The sequence below is a fragment of the Pantoea sp. BL1 genome (genome assembly GCF_000963985.1).
In the GTDB taxonomy this organism is placed as follows: Bacteria; Pseudomonadota; Gammaproteobacteria; order Enterobacterales; family Enterobacteriaceae; genus Pantoea; species Pantoea rwandensis_B.
Genome location: NZ_JZRH01000003.1, coordinates 308833 through 323773, shown reverse-complemented (window position 1 = coordinate 323773; position 14941 = coordinate 308833). Strand labels below are relative to the sequence as shown.

The window sequence follows — 14941 nt, the reverse complement described above, 5'->3', positions numbered from 1 at the left end:
GCGAAAGGGGCCGCAAGCGGCCCCTTAAGGGATTAATTACCGAAAGGATTTCCGCTGCTGTGTGCGGCAGCCGGTCGCGCTTTCGCGGCGGCTGAAGGTGCCGAAGTTTTCGGACCATTATCGACACGTGAAGCCTGCTGGCTGTTTTCCGGTGCCACCACTTCTGGAGCGGTGGTGATTTCCTTGCCCAGTGTGCTGTTCAGCTGCTGCAGGTCCTGCTCATTCAAGGTACCCAGCGCATATTTGATGTTCAGCTGGTTAATCAGGTAGCTGTAACGCGCATCAGAAAGCTGCTGCTTAGAGTTGAACAGGGTCGTGGTCGCATCCAGCACATCAACGATGGTACGGGTACCCACCTGATAACCGGCTTCCATCGCATCCAATGAGCTCTGAGCAGACACAACGGCCTGTTTGTAAGCATCGATGCTGCTGATAGACGCGTTAACGTTGTTGAACGAAGAACGCACGGTCTGGATTGCACTACGATGTGCGCCTTCCAGCTGTTCGCTGGCGGCAACAAAGTTGTACTGCGCCTGTTTCACCTGCGAGGTCACCGAACCACCGCTGTACAGCGGCAGGGAGAAGCTCAGGCCAACCTGGTTGGAACCCGTGATGGAGTCAGTGGTGCCAGCGCTCTGGTTAGCACGGCTGCCGCCATATTTGCTGTTAGACACACCGGTAGAGGCCGTCAGATCCAGCGTTGGCATATGACCCGACTCAGCAGAGCGAATTTGCTCGCGCGCCAGGTCCTGGCTCAAACGTGCAGATAACAGGCTGAGGTTGCGGCTTTCAGCCTGCTTCAGCAAGGAAGCAACGGCATCCGGGCGTGCGGTTTTGAAACGATCGATATTCAGTGAAGCCAGTGCCAGATAATCCATACCGGTGATCTGACGCAGCGATTCCACCGCATTATCGAGGTTGTTACGCGCGGTCACTTCGTTGGCCAGCACGCTGTCGTACTGCGCACGGGCGTTCTGCACGTCAGTGATCGCCACCAGACCCACGTTGAAGCGTTGGGTGGTTTGATCCAATTCGCGGTAAATCGACTGTTTCTGCGCTTCCGTGTAAGAAAGGGTATCAATCGCCTTCAACACGTTGAAATACGCGGTTGCGGTGTTCAGAATCAGATCCTGTTGTGCGACCTGATAGGTGACATCCTGAATCCCGGCGGTTTTTTCCTGCAGCGACAGCGCACGCCATTTCGACATATCGAAAATGGTTTGTGTTAATTGCAGAGAGGCGCTGGTCGTGTTGGAATGAAGACCGCTGCTGTCACGGTAACCATTATTATAGGTATAATCTGCGCCCAGACCGAGCTGTGGTAATAAAGGGCTACGCGCTTCGTTAATTTTCTCAAAGGCTGCATCACGGTCAGCGGCAGAAGCACGCAGATCCGGGTTGCTAAGGCGCGCCTGCTGGTAAACCTGCAACAGGTTCTCTGCCTGGCTGGCAAGGCTAAATCCGCCCAGGCTCAACCCAATAAAAAGTGGGAGCAGTTTTTTCATTTGCATTCCTTTTGTTGCAGCAAATTGCACTGGTAGTGCTGCAGGTAAGCCAAAAAATAATCGCCGATTCTACAGAGGCGGCGTCAGAGATAAGTTGGCTGAACGTGCCTTCTTCCCCTAATTTACGTAAATAATTCAGAAAGAACCACTCGGACGGAGCACAAGGGTTGGCTTTTCTTCGCTCCATCCCAATCTGCATAAGGAACCAGATGATGGCGGGTGAAAAAAAATCCCCTGTGACTTTCACAAAAAACGATGTAGAAATTATTGCACGCGATACACGCTACGATGGTTTTTTTTCCATTGTCCGCTACCGTTTCCGCCATCGCCGCTTTAATGGCGAGATGAGCGGTGAGGTAGTACGCGAAGTTTTTGAGCGCGGACACGCCGCCGTGCTGCTACCCTATGATCCCTTACGCGACGAAGTGGTGCTAATCGAACAGATTCGCATCCCGGCTTATGATTCCAGCCCAACGCCCTGGCTGCTGGAAATGGTGGCCGGTATCATTGAACCCGGTGAAACGCCGGAAGATGTGGCGCGACGTGAAGCAGTAGAAGAAGCAGGCCTCAAGGTCGGGCGTGTGAAACCGATAGTGAATTACTTAGCCAGCCCAGGCGGAACGTCTGAACGTTTGTCGGTGCTGGTGGGCGAAGTGGATGCCAGCCTGGCAGAGGGAAATCACGGGCTGGAGGAAGAGAATGAGGATATTCTTGTCCATGTGGTGAGCCGCGAACAGGCTTATCGCTGGGTGGAAGAGGGGATTATTGATAACGCGGCATCTGTCATCGCCCTGCAATGGCTGGCGTTGCACCATGAAAAACTACGACAAGAGTGGAAGCTAAAATGAAACAGCGCTATACCCCTGACTTTCCCGAAATGATGCGATTGTGCGAAACCAATTTCGCCCAACTGCGTCGCCTGCTGCCGCGTGATGACGAGGCAGGCGCGTCGGTGATCTATCAGGTGAGCGGCGCCCGTTATCAGCTGACTATTCAAGAGTCGACGCGTTATACCACGCTGGTGGAGATTCGCCAGGTGGCCCCGGCAGTGAGTTACTGGAGCCTGCCATCCATGTCCGTTCGGCTGTACCATGATGCGATGGTCGCTGAAGTGTGTTCCACTCAGCAGATCTATCGTTTCAAAGCGCGCTATGATTACCCTAATAAAAAACTGCATCAGCGCGATGAAAAACATCAGATTAACCAGTTTCTTGCAGATTGGTTGCGCTACTGTCTGGCGCACGGTGCTGTAGCAGTGCCGGTCTGCTGATAGCATACAACTATGGCGTGGAGAGAAAGGAAACGCTTTGGATAGCCTGCTTACTCTTCCTGCGGCAAATGGGGCCGATATCAGGATTTTACAAATCACGGACACCCATCTTTTTGCAGGAAAACATCAATCGCTGCTTGGGGTAAATACCTGGTCGAGTTTTGATGCGGTGCTGGACGCCATCATGGCACAACAGCGCGATTATGATTTGATTATCGCCACCGGCGATCTCGCCCAGGATCACACCGTCGAAGCTTATCAACACTTTGTAGCGGGCATTTCACGCCTGCCAAAGCCGTGTGTCTGGCTGCCGGGGAATCACGATTTTCAGCCCGCGATGGTCAATACACTTGCCGATGCCGGAATCGCTTCCGATAAACATGTGCTGCTGGGCGAACACTGGCAGTTGGTGCTGCTGGATAGCCAGGTCTTTGGTGTGCCGCATGGCATGTTGAGCGAATACCAACTCGAGTGGCTCGACAAGGCGCTGCGCCAGCATCCTGAGCGCCATACGCTAGTGCTGCTGCACCATCATCCGCTCGCTTCCGGCTGTACCTGGCTGGATCAGCATAGCCTGCGTAATCCCCATCAATTAGAAGCGGTGCTGCAACACTTCCCGCGTGCGCGTAATCTGGTGTGTGGCCACATTCATCAGGAATTAGATCTCGACTGGCATGGTCGTCGCGTGCTGGCTTCTCCTTCGACCTGCGTGCAGTTCAAACCGCATTGCACCAACTTCGCCATCGATGATGTGGCACCGGGTTGGCGCTGGTTAACCCTGAAGGCCGACGGCGTACTGGAAACTGAAGTGAATCGTTTGCAAAGCGATCTGTTCCGCCCCGATTTAGATTCCGAGGGCTACTAAGCGATGGCGGCGCTGATCTATCTGCACGGATTCAACAGCTCTCCGCAATCGGCCAAAGCCACACAACTGCAGCAGTGGGTAGCGCAACAGCATCCGCACATCAACGTGTTGGTGCCGCAGCTGCCCACATTTCCCGCCGAAGCCGCCAGCATGCTGGAAGAGCTGGTGATGCAGTACGCCGGTGAGCCACTTGGCCTGGTGGGATCGTCGCTCGGGGGCTACTTCGCTACCTGGCTGTCGCAATGCTTTATGCTGCCTGCGGTGGTGGTCAATCCAGCGGTGAGGCCGTTTGAGCTGCTGGTCGATTATCTCGGCGAGAACCGTAATCCCTACACCGGCCAGCAATATGTGTTAGAGTCACGCCACATTTACGATCTGAAAGTCATGCAGATTGACCCTCTCGAAGCGCCCGATTTACTCTGGCTGCTGCAACAGACCGGCGATGAAGTGCTCGATTACCGCCAGGCGCTGGAATACTACAGCGCATGCCGCCAAACGGTCGAAGAGGGTGGCAATCATGCTTATATCGGATTCGAACGCCATTTTGCGCAGATCATTGATTTTCTGGGATTAAATGCTCCCTGATTGCTGCGAGATGGACCCCTATTCCTATTGCTAATCAGACAGTTACGATGAGCCAATCAAGTTATAATGCCGATGCCATTGAGGTCTTAACCGGCCTTGAACCGGTGCGTCGTCGTCCGGGGATGTACACCGATACCACGCGCCCAAACCATCTGGGCCAGGAAGTGATCGATAACAGTGTCGATGAGGCGCTGGCTGGTCACGCCAAACGCGTGGAAGTGATCCTGCATGCCGATCAGTCACTGGAAGTTATCGATGACGGTCGCGGTATGCCGGTGGATATTCACCCGGAAGAGGGTGTACCAGCGGTTGAGCTGATTCTTTGCCGTCTGCATGCAGGCGGTAAATTCTCCAACAAAAACTACCAGTTCTCCGGCGGCCTGCATGGCGTGGGGATTTCGGTGGTCAACGCCCTGTCAAAACGTGTTGAAGTCACCGTGCGCCGTAATGGCGAGGTATACGATATTGCCTTCGAAAATGGCGATAAAGTGCAGGATCTGACGGTGACCGGCACGGTCGGCAAACGTAACACTGGCACGCGCGTGCATTTCTGGCCGGATGAGAGTTTCTTCGATAGCCCACGCTTCTCGGTGTCGCGCCTGACGCATGTGTTGAAAGCCAAAGCGGTGCTGTGTCCGGGCGTGGAGATCGTGTTCAAAGACAAGGTCAATGATACCGAGCAGACCTGGCTCTATCATGGCGGCCTCTCTGATTACTTAGCTGAAGCAGTCAACGGCCTCCCCACCTTGCCGGAAAAACCCTTTGTCGGCAGCTTTGCGGGTGATGTTGAAGCGGTGGATTGGGCGCTGCTGTGGCTGCCTGAGGGTGGCGAGCTGTTGATGGAAAGCTACGTCAACCTGATCCCCACCATGCAAGGCGGGACACACGTCAACGGTCTGCGCCAGGGCTTGCTGGATGCGATGCGTGAGTTCTGCGAGTTCCGTAATATCCTGCCACGCGGTGTAAAACTGTCTGCGGAAGATATCTGGGATCGCTGCGCCTACGTGCTGTCGGTCAAAATGCAGGATCCGCAGTTCGCCGGTCAAACCAAAGAGCGTCTCTCTTCGCGTCAGTGCGCGGCATTTGTCTCGGCTATCGTGAAAGATGCCTTCAGCTTGTGGCTGAACCAGAACGTGCAAGCCGCCGAAATGCTGGCCGAACTGGCAATCTCCAGTGCTCAGCGCCGTATGCGCGCGGCCAAGAAAGTGGTGCGTAAAAAGCTCACCAGCGGACCGGCACTGCCGGGCAAACTGGCAGACTGTAGTGCACAGGATCTGAATCGCACCGAACTGTTCCTGGTGGAAGGGGACTCCGCAGGTGGATCGGCCAAGCAGGCGCGCGATCGTGACTATCAGGCGATCATGCCGCTGAAGGGTAAGATCCTCAATACCTGGGAAGTGTCGTCAGACGAAGTGCTGGCATCGCAGGAAGTGCACGACATCTCGGTGGCGATCGGTATCGATCCCGACAGTGAAGATCTGAGCCAGCTGCGTTACGGCAAGATCTGTATCCTTGCGGATGCGGACTCCGATGGCTTACACATCGCCACCTTGTTGTGTGCGCTGTTTGTGAAGCACTTCCGCTCGCTGGTGCAACATGGCCATGTTTATGTCGCCATGCCACCACTGTATCGCATCGATCTCGGCAAAGAAGTCTTTTACGCGTTAGATGAAGACGAGAAAGAGGGCGTGCTGGAGCAGCTGAAGCGTAAGAAAGGCAAACCGAACGTGCAGCGCTTCAAAGGTCTGGGTGAGATGAACCCGCTGCAGCTGCGTGAAACCACGCTCGACCCTAACACCCGTCGTCTGGTGCAGCTGACGGTCAGCGATGATGATGTTGAGCAGACGCTGCGCGTGATGGACATGCTGCTCGCGAAAAAACGTTCTGAAGACCGCCGTAACTGGCTACAGGAAAAAGGCGACCTCGCCGACCTGGAAGCTTGATGACCTGGGACGCTACGGCGTCCCAGATTATTTAGGCCAAGCCAAATTTTTTTACGGGGAAAGGAACGTGAAAATCACACTGGAAGAACTGCGCGCCTGGGTGGCGGTGGTGGATACTGGCTCAATCACGGCGGCGGCCGAGCAACTCGATCAAACCAGTTCTGGTATCAGCCGGGCGCTGAGTCGGCTGGAAAGCAAATTACAAACCACCCTGATGCACCGCACCACGCGGCGTCTCGCCCTGACTGAGGAAGGGTTAATCTTCCTCGATCATGCGCGCCAGATCCTCTCGTCGGTAGAATTGGCGGAAGAGCAGATTGCCCAGCGCCGCGATATTCCCTCCGGCAGATTGCGCATCAATGCCAACGCCCCCTTTATGCTGCATGTGATTGTGCCGCTGGTGGCGGAATTTCGACAGCGCTACCCGCTGATACAGCTGGAGTTGAACACCGACGACATCATGATCGATTTGCTGGAGCAGCAGACCGATATTGCGATTCGCGTCGGGGAGTTGCGTGATTCCACGCTGCGTGCCCGCGTGCTGGGGAGCAGTGCTACGCGCTTAGTGGCGAGCCCGGCTTATCTGAAACAGCATGGCGAGCCTGAAACGGTTGAGGCGTTGTCAGCCCATCAGCTTTTGGGATTCAGCCAGCTGGATGCGCATAACGTTTGGCCAGTGTGGCAGCGTGAAGGTGAGTTCTTACAAATTAAGCCGACCCTATCGGCCTCCAGCGGAGAAACCTTACGTCAACTGGCGCTGGCAGGGCAGGGTATTGCACGCTTGTCTGATTTTGTCAGCCGCAAAGACCGCGAGCGGGGCGATTTAGTGCAGGTGCTGGAGCAGGAAACGCGCGAATGGCGTCTGCCGGTTCACGCCGTGTATTACCGCAACCAGTCTCTTACCTCGCGCATTACCTGTTTTCTCGATTTTCTGCGCGAAAAGATAGAGCAAGATAGCTTGCTATAAAAAAGCCCCTGCACAGGCAGAGGCTTGGGCGATTAACGCGCTGGCTCTAACACCAGGATTTTCACGTCCACCACATCATCTTTGATCGTGGCGCGATGCGCGTCCATGTGCGGCATCTGCTGATGCTGCTCAAGATGGCGCAGTGATTCCCACTGCTCCAGCATAAAGATCGAATCCGGTGAATTCTGCTTCCACGGCACCTGCGCCTGATGGTCAACCAGCGCGTCGTACTGATGGCAACCCTCCTCTTCCAGCACGGTAGGGATCAGTGTCTTGATGGCTTCCAGCACCACATGACGGCGGCCTGGCTTGACGCAAATTTCTGCAACGACGGTTAACATAGCGCTTCCTCTTTTCCCGGTGTGCTTACAGTTAAGCAAAGATCTGGCTGAGATGAGTCCGATAACGTTCGATATCGCGCGGCACGTCCGGCATCTTGATCACATCGTTACAGATAAAGGTCGGTAAACCTTCCATACCGAGGAACTGGTTGGCTTTGTGGAAGTGCAGATAGAGACCGTCCACGCCTACGCCTTCAAAGAACTGCTCAGGATCGGTAAACGCCTCCAGCGGCGCATTCCACGTCAGCGACAGCATGTATTTTTTGCCCTGAATCAAACCGCCAGAACCGTACTTTTTGCCCGCGTCGCTGCGCGTACGGCCATCGCTGGCATACAGTGAGCCATGACCTTCAGTGAACACGTCATCAATGTATTTTTTCACCGTCCACGGCTCGCCCATCCACCAGCCAGGCATCTGATAGATCACCACATCGCTGTCGAGATATTTCTGCACTTCTTCTGCCACGTTGTAGTCGCTGTCGGCAAGAGTGACCACCACGTTATGGCCCAAATCGCGCAGTTGGCTGGCCGCCACCTCAGTGAGGGTGTGGTTCAGTTCGCCTTTCGAGTGGGCAAAGGTTTTTCCGCCGTCGATGATTAAAATATTGCTCATGGATGATTCGCTCTGTTTCCCGTTGATGGCGCACACTCTACGCGCGCAGGCGGAACAAAAAAATGCGTGATTGATCACAAGACTTTTGCTAATAAAGCAACAATGCGCAGGGCTATGCAACAATCCGCGCGCAAACCGACATCAACATAAAAAAGAAGAAATCATGAAAACCGCGATACTGAGTGCATTACTTCTGGTGAGTGGCGCTGCGTCGGCGCAATCCCACCTCGACGAAATTCGTAGCAGTAAAACCCTGAAAGTCTGTACCACGGGCGACTACAAGCCTTACAGCTATCTGCGCAGCGATGGGCAGTATGAAGGGCTGGATATCAGCATGGCGCAGTCACTGGCGGCCAGTCTGGGCGCCAAAGTGCAGTGGGTGCCAACGACCTGGAAAACCATGAGTGACGATTTCGTGGCGAAGCAGTGTGATATCGCGCTGGGTGGCGTGTCCGTGACCTTAAAACGTCAGCAGATTGCCTGGTTTGCCGAGCCGCTGGGTGTGGATGGCAAGATCCCGCTGGTGCGCTGTGATGATAAAGACAAATACCAAACCGTCGCGCAGATCAACAAGCCGAGCGTGCGGGTGATTGAACCGGCTGGTGGTACCAATGAGGCCTTTGTGCACAGCCACTTGCCGCAGTCGACACTGCAACTGGCCGATAACGTCGGTATTTTCCAGCAGCTGGTGGATAAGAAAGCCGATGTGATGATCACCGATGCGTCCGAAGCATTGTTCCAGATGAAGCACTACCCGACGCTGTGCGCCATTAATCCGGATAAGCCGATGCAGTATGGTGAAAAAGCCTACATGATTCCGCGTGATGATATGAGCTGGAAACTGTATGTCGATCAGTGGCTGCATCTCAGCACCGCCACCGGCGAATATGCGCAAATCGCCTCGCAGTGGCTGGGTGTGATTAAGTAATATCTTCCAGACGGAAGCGCGCCGCTACCCTTCATGGCGATAGCGGCGCGATGGATTACGTCAGGTTAAAGGGGCGCGGTTGCCCCCTTGCTGCCCTCAGCGATACAAACTCGCTTTACCCAATCCACCAAACAGATTCATCTTGTAGCGAATCACTGCTTTGGCGGCAGTAATGGCTTCCGGATAAATCACGTTGGGATCCCACCAGGTTTCACGCGCCAGAATTTCGCGCAGTTTGGCGAAGTAGGCGTACTTCATATCGCTGGAAATATTGATTTTGCCCACGCCGAGGGTCACCGCTTCAGCAATCTCCGCATCCGGGTTAGCAGAACCCCCGTGCAGCACCAGCGGAATATCGGTGCGCTGAGCAATATCTCTCAGAATATGCATCTGCAGTTCCGGCTTCATATCTTTTGGATAGATACCGTGCGCGGTGCCAATCGCTACCGCCAGGGTATCGACGCCGGTGCGCTGGATAAAATCTTCTGCCTGCGCCGGTTCGGTATAGATCACTTTGCTGACGCCGCCTTCCACGGTGGTGCCGGTATCGCCAATGGTGCCGAGTTCACCTTCCACCGACACGCCTACCGAATGCGCCAGCTTTACCACCTCTTTGGTTAGCGCTACGTTCTCTTCGTACGGCAGCAGCGATCCATCGATCATCACCGACGTGAATCCACACTGGATGGCGCGCAGCACCTGCGCAATCGATGCGCCGTGGTCAAGGTGAATGGTGAAGGGCACTTTGCTTTTCAGCGTACGTTCACGCACATAGCCAAAGAATTCATCGGTCACGAACTCCAACTCACTCGGGTGAATCGAGATGATCGCCGGAGTATTGGTGGCCTCGGCTTCCTCCACTACAGCACGAATAAAGCAGCTGTCTGCTACGTTAAATGCGCCGATGGCGAAGCGGTGTTCACGAGTCGGTGCCAACATCTCTTTCATAGAAATCAACATGTTAATATTTCCTCAACGTGAGTTTTACCAGAGCCGACGCGTGCGCCGACCCGATGATGGATAAAAAGGGAAATGCTTCTGCATCCTGTTGCTGCGCGACTTATCGCGCTGTATCTTGCCGCTGCTTTACATCGCGATGATCGAAGCGGCTTTTCAGGTGCGTGTTAATGCGTCAAATCACGAGTGTTCTTTTCCACGCGTACCCTACGGGGCCCCGTAGGGGTGCCATTTATGGCGTCCGCGCCCTACGCTTTGCCAGCCGATCCCGACCAGCTCAGATACTCAATCACCACTTCACGGCAGGCGGATTCCATCAGCCCGAGCAGATCGGCCAGATCCGCGTGCGGATGCTGTTTCAGCGCCTGCTCAACCGCGTTTTTACCGGCATCAAACACTGCGGCGCCGACGTTAATCTTCGCCACACCATGCTGACTGACGCGGCGAATATCCTCGGCGGGTGTGCCCGAACCGCCATGCAGTGCTAATGGGCGTGTTGAGACTGCATGCAGCTCCTGCAAACGCTGGAAGTCGATCTTCGGCTTCACGCCAGCCGGGTAGAGCCCGTGCGCGGTGCCCACCGAAATCGCCAGCAAATCGATATCGGTTTGCTCAATAAACGGCAGCACGTCAGCAACCTGCGTCATTTTCACCGACGCATCCGCCAGCTCATAAGTGGGTGCATCGGCGATATGCCCCAACTCGCCTTCGACGCAAACGCCAGCGGTGTGCGCCATCTTCACTACCGCTGCGGTCTGGCGAATATTTTCGGCTAGCGGATCGGCAGAGGCATCGATCATCAGGCCGGTAAAGCCGGCGCGAAATGCCTGGCCAATCAGCGGAAAGGCCTTGCCGTGGTCCAGCGCCAGCGCAACGGGTACCGTGGCAGCATTCGCCAGTGCCTGCACCAGCGGCACCGCGACGGCAGGTGGGAAGTGCGTGCTGTGGCCCTGATAGACATTTAATATCAGCGGTGCGCGCTGTTGCTCGGCGGCCTGAATCGCCGCCCGCGCGGTTTCAAGGTTGAAGCAGTTGATCGCTAGCACGGCATACTGCTGCTTAGCGGCGGCCTGAATCAGGTCATTCATCATGGCAAACATGGTGGCTCCTTATTCCAGTGTGAATTTGATCTCTTCGTCGCGGACGCCAGGGGCTTCCACGTCATCGAACTCTTCATCTGCCTGCGTCACCGGTTTTTTCATCAGCGACAGCATCACGCCGCACACCACGGTGCCGATTCCCAGCGCCAGACAGAACATCAGTGGTTTGGTGAACAGCGGCACCACAAACATCCCGCCGTGCGGCACCGGTGCTTCTACGCCCCACACCATAATCAGCCCACCGGCGATGGCAGAGGCCACCACGCAGCTGCCGACCACACGCAGCAGGTCACGCGCCGCAATCGGAATCACCCCTTCGGTAATCATGCAGATACCCATCGGGAAGGCGGCTTTCAGCGCCTCTTTCTCCGCTTTGGTGTACTTATGGCGCGTCAGCAGATACGACAGCGTGATGCCAAACGGTGGAATCATTGAGCCGACAAACTTCACTGCTTCCGGGCCATAAATTCCGTCGACCAGCATGCCGTCGGCGAACAGCGACATGGTCTTGTTGATGGGGCCGCCGAAGTCAAAAGTCGCCATCGCGCCCAGCACCGCACCCAGCACAAACTTCGATCCGCCCTGCATCGATTCCAGCAGATGAATCAGCGCCTTTTGCAGCCAGACAATCGGCTGGCCAATAAAGGTCATCATCAACAGCCCGGCGATGATGGTGCTCAACACCGGTAGCACCATAATCGGCATCAACCCCTGCATCGACTGCGGCAGCTTAATGGTGCGGCGCAACAGCAATACCGTGTAACCCACCAGGAAGCCGCCGAGCATACCGCCGATAAAACCGGTGCCGATCTGCCCGCAGATAAAGCCGACGATCAAACCTGGCGCAAAGCCGGGACGATCGGCGATCGAGTAGGCAATCGCCGCGCTGATCAGCGGCACGATCAACCCCATGCCCCAGCCGCCGATCTGATTCAGCATCCAGGCGATAGTGCCGGTTTGCTTGCCGACATCCGGCCCGCCAATCACCTGACCGAGTGCGATACAGATCCCGGCGGCGACGATCAGCGGGATCATCCAGGAGATCCCGGTGAGCAGATGACCTTTGATCTCTTGTCCGTACTGACGTTTGTTGTCGTTCATGATGGATCTCCTCAGGCACGCGCCAGTGAATCCGCCACTTTTTCGAGGAATTTCACCGGTGACTTGATCACCACTTCGGTTTTCACTCGCACAATGGGTTTGCCCTGGAAACGTTCTTCGCCGTTGATCTTCACATCAATGGCGAGGATCACTACGTCAGCGGCGGCGATGTCTTCACGCGTCAGCGCGGTTTCAGTGCCAATGGTGCCCTGGGTTTCAACGTGGATGGTGTGGCCCAGTGCATGAGCGCCTTTGATCAGTTTTTCACGCGCAATATAGGTATGCGCGATGCCTGCCGTGCAGGCCGCTACACAGACGATATTCATGTGTCACCTCAAAGAGTTAGGGGATTAACAGAGGTCGGTTTCGGCGTACTGGCTAAACAGCCGGATGATATTGCTGGGGTCGTTTTCCACCAGCAGTTGGGCAATCACCTCATCATCGGCCAGCGCGCTGGCCACCTGCGACAACAGGCGAATATGGGTGGTGTTCTGATCTTCCAGTCGCACCGCGAACAGGATGATGCAGCGCACCTGGCTGCCATCGAGCGTCTCCCAGGGGATATCCTGCTGGGTACGACCAATGGCTAATGTGGTGTGTTGGACGGCGGAAGACTTGCCGTGCGGAATGGCAACGTGGTTTTCGAACCCGGTTGAGCCTTCAGCTTCACGCAGCCAGACATCTTCAATAAAGGCTGCGCGATCGGTGATGGCGCCGTCCTGATACAGCAGATCGGTCAGTTCGTTGATCACTTCTTCTTTGGTGGTGGCGGTGAGCGCCAGGTTAACGCGGCGTGGCGTCAGAATGCGGGAAATGTCCATGGGTTTTACCTCATTCAATTAATGTTCAGCCAACGCGCAGTGCGCGCCGTCCGGCAGCTGGCTGCCAATCATGGCGTCAGTCACCCGCCGAATATCGTCATCGTTAAAAAATGCACTCACATACACTGCCGGAATAGGCCCGGCGCTGAGATGGATAGTGGTGATCACTAAATCCACCGTCTGGTTCTGACAAAACGCGGCGTGATTGCTGGCAGAGACCACGCCCGCAATTTCCCAGTCAGGGAACGCCCGCAAGATGCGGCTCTTCAGCAGATGCGATGTCCCCACGCCGCTGGAACACACCACCAGAATGCGTTTATGGGCAATTTGCCGCTCCAGCGCGGCCTGGAAATGCACGCAGAGATAACCGATTTCGTCGTCAGCCACTGGCGAAAGCCCATAAGTGCGAGCGGTTAATTGCATCGCCTGTTGCGTTAACGAAAATATTCCCTTCATTTCCTGCTGAATATCCTCCAGCAGCGGATTGCGAATATGAATGTGATATTTGAGTCGATTTAATAGTGGCTTTATATGCACCAGTAAGCCGTCAAATAATAATCGGTCCTGCGTTAAATCTTGCTGAATAAAGGCTGCGAAACGATCAATTAATTCACAGGTTATTTTTACGGACTCTGCGGTGGAGAATTGATTATGCATCGGCGCATTATCGCCGCGCTCTTCCACCACAATGCCGGATGACACAATATATTGATAAATAAACCCCACTTCATCGGCGGGCAGGGCGCAGCACATCCGCTGTTCAATCTGCGTCACCATTTGCTGGGCAATCAGTAAAATGCGCTGATCGAGATCCTGCATTGTGGCCAGCGTTGCCAGTGCCAGCGCATTCCCCTGCGCCATGCGGTGCATCATGATCAGAATATGGGTGCAGAGATTCAGATACCAGGCATCGCCTAGCGGGTAACTGAGTTGCTGCTCCATCTGTTGCAGCAGCGTCTGCACAAAAGCCACATCCTCATCGCCAAAATAATGCACCAGTGCCTGCTGGCTGCCGGGATCGAGGCGCGGTAACAGCGGCGTGCCAGCGACGTTTTGCTGCATCACATCATTGATCAGGGAGACCATTGCCTGACGCAGCGCCTGTTCGTTGCCTTCGATATGGGTGCCACCTGGCCCACGTTGCAGCGTCAAACCCAGCGGCTGCAGCCACTCTTCAATCACCTTCAGGTCATTCACAATCGAGGCGTGGCTGATAAAATAGCGTTCCGACAGCTTACTGATAGAGGTTGCACGCGGCGCGTCACTCAGCAACTGCGAGGCAATTTTTACTCTGCGGCTGTTTTGCCCCAGCGCATCGGCACTGCTTTCATCGCCGTTGAGTTGCTGCTCCAGTTGCAAGCGCTGCTGGATATCATCAACCCGCAAACGCACGCCGCGCCCTGGGGTTTTCTCCAGCGTCAGTGACCAGCTACCAAGCCAGCTTTCCAGCCACTGCAAGTCGCGCTGAATCGTCTTTTCTGACACGCCCAACTGTAGGGCTAATTCTCTGATCGGCTGCGGTGCAGCATGTTGCAACAGCAGTTTGACTAAACGGTGTTGTCGCGAAGTCAGTATTTGCATTCGGTCACCCTTTATTTTGGCAAAGCGTTTTTAAGATTATTTCCTCGTTATCTATTTCTTCATGCCAGAAATCAGGAGCGCAATATTGATGTCTTATGGAGTATAAATTTAGGAAAGGACGGTGTAAGCAACAATACTAAATGTTGTCCATGATTACGGACAGCTTTAATACACCTGAAATCGTTAATAATTAATTGCGATCCTGCTCACATATTAATTGGGATATTCATTGTGATATTGCTCTCATTCCTTTTTCATTTTCCAACCGACATCACGTTATTTAATGCCCTACGATTCTGCCTGCGGCCATTGGCTTCCCTGTGACTAACTCGCACGAATAAGGTACTATCCTCGCCAAATGAGC

The 14941-nt window shown here is 54.8% G+C and carries 16 protein-coding genes; 7 read left to right on the top strand and 9 right to left on the bottom strand.

All coding sequences use genetic code 11. From position 1 onward, the window contains the following. Nucleotides 1–32 precede the first annotated feature (32 nt). Complete coding sequence (gene tolC / locus VH86_RS02915; RefSeq protein ID WP_038644675.1) at nucleotides 33–1505, bottom strand: outer membrane channel protein TolC; 1473 nt, start codon at nucleotides 1503–1505, stop codon at nucleotides 33–35. Between the two features lie 212 nt (nucleotides 1506–1717). On the opposite strand from tolC, the gene nudF reads away from it, so the two are divergent. The 6 genes from nudF (at nucleotide 1718) to VH86_RS02885 (ending at nucleotide 7135) form a co-directional block, all read left to right on the top strand. Beyond that, on the top strand, nucleotides 1718–2353 hold the full coding sequence (gene nudF / locus VH86_RS02910; RefSeq protein WP_034828380.1) for an ADP-ribose diphosphatase: 636 nt from the start codon (nucleotides 1718–1720) through the stop codon (nucleotides 2351–2353). Then, on the top strand, nucleotides 2350–2775 hold the full coding sequence (locus tag VH86_RS02905; RefSeq protein WP_034828381.1) for a DUF1249 family protein: 426 nt from the start codon (nucleotides 2350–2352) through the stop codon (nucleotides 2773–2775). Before nudF ends, VH86_RS02905 begins: the two co-directional genes overlap by 4 nt. Before the next feature lie 37 nt (nucleotides 2776–2812). Continuing rightward, the gene (gene cpdA, locus VH86_RS02900) at nucleotides 2813–3640 is read left to right on the top strand and encodes a 3',5'-cyclic-AMP phosphodiesterase (RefSeq protein ID WP_038644678.1); all 828 of its coding nucleotides are present in this window, start codon (nucleotides 2813–2815) and stop codon (nucleotides 3638–3640) included. Between the two features lie 3 nt (nucleotides 3641–3643). After that, complete coding sequence (gene yqiA / locus VH86_RS02895; RefSeq protein ID WP_045831821.1) at nucleotides 3644–4225, top strand: esterase YqiA; 582 nt, start codon at nucleotides 3644–3646, stop codon at nucleotides 4223–4225. 47 nt (nucleotides 4226–4272) lie between these two features. After that, nucleotides 4273–6168 carry a DNA topoisomerase IV subunit B gene (gene parE, locus VH86_RS02890; RefSeq protein WP_045814801.1) on the top strand — a complete coding sequence of 632 codons (1896 nt, stop codon included), beginning with the start codon at nucleotides 4273–4275 and terminating at the stop codon, nucleotides 6166–6168. A gap of 67 nt (nucleotides 6169–6235) precedes the next feature. Beyond that, the gene (locus VH86_RS02885; protein ID WP_045831820.1) at nucleotides 6236–7135 is read left to right on the top strand and encodes a LysR substrate-binding domain-containing protein; all 900 of its coding nucleotides are present in this window, start codon (nucleotides 6236–6238) and stop codon (nucleotides 7133–7135) included. Between the two features lie 32 nt (nucleotides 7136–7167). On the opposite strand, the gene VH86_RS02880 is transcribed toward VH86_RS02885, so the two are convergent. Further along, nucleotides 7168–7476 carry a putative quinol monooxygenase gene (locus tag VH86_RS02880; RefSeq protein ID WP_038644686.1) on the bottom strand — a complete coding sequence of 103 codons (309 nt, stop codon included), beginning with the start codon at nucleotides 7474–7476 and terminating at the stop codon, nucleotides 7168–7170. 31 nt (nucleotides 7477–7507) lie between these two features. Beyond that, nucleotides 7508–8089, bottom strand: coding sequence for an NAD(P)H-dependent oxidoreductase (locus tag VH86_RS02875; protein WP_038644688.1), 582 nt, complete (start codon nucleotides 8087–8089; stop codon nucleotides 7508–7510). Nucleotides 8090–8252: 163 nt separating this feature from the next. On the opposite strand from VH86_RS02875, the gene VH86_RS02870 reads away from it, so the two are divergent. After that, complete coding sequence (locus VH86_RS02870; RefSeq protein WP_045831819.1) at nucleotides 8253–9017, top strand: transporter substrate-binding domain-containing protein; 765 nt, start codon at nucleotides 8253–8255, stop codon at nucleotides 9015–9017. 96 nt (nucleotides 9018–9113) lie between these two features. Here VH86_RS02870 and VH86_RS02865 read toward each other — a convergent pair whose 3' ends face one another. From VH86_RS02865 to VH86_RS02840, 6 genes are all read right to left on the bottom strand, one after another. Next, nucleotides 9114–9977, bottom strand: coding sequence for a ketose-bisphosphate aldolase (locus tag VH86_RS02865; RefSeq protein WP_045814797.1), 864 nt, complete (start codon nucleotides 9975–9977; stop codon nucleotides 9114–9116). Between the two features lie 245 nt (nucleotides 9978–10222). After that, nucleotides 10223–11074 (bottom strand): class II fructose-bisphosphate aldolase, encoded by an 852-nt coding sequence (locus VH86_RS02860; RefSeq protein WP_045831818.1) that lies wholly within the window; start codon nucleotides 11072–11074, stop codon nucleotides 10223–10225. A gap of 9 nt (nucleotides 11075–11083) precedes the next feature. Next, on the bottom strand, nucleotides 11084–12175 hold the full coding sequence (locus VH86_RS02855; RefSeq protein ID WP_034828408.1) for a PTS fructose transporter subunit IIC: 1092 nt from the start codon (nucleotides 12173–12175) through the stop codon (nucleotides 11084–11086). Between the two features lie 11 nt (nucleotides 12176–12186). Further along, nucleotides 12187–12501: a PTS fructose transporter subunit IIB gene (locus tag VH86_RS02850; RefSeq protein ID WP_034828411.1), complete on the bottom strand. Its 315-nt coding sequence runs from the start codon at nucleotides 12499–12501 to the stop codon at nucleotides 12187–12189. Between the two features lie 24 nt (nucleotides 12502–12525). Further along, on the bottom strand, nucleotides 12526–12996 hold the full coding sequence (locus VH86_RS02845; RefSeq protein ID WP_034828413.1) for a PTS sugar transporter subunit IIA: 471 nt from the start codon (nucleotides 12994–12996) through the stop codon (nucleotides 12526–12528). A gap of 18 nt (nucleotides 12997–13014) precedes the next feature. Beyond that, on the bottom strand, nucleotides 13015–14577 hold the full coding sequence (locus VH86_RS02840) for a transcription antiterminator (RefSeq protein ID WP_045831817.1): 1563 nt from the start codon (nucleotides 14575–14577) through the stop codon (nucleotides 13015–13017). Nucleotides 14578–14941 lie beyond the last annotated feature (364 nt).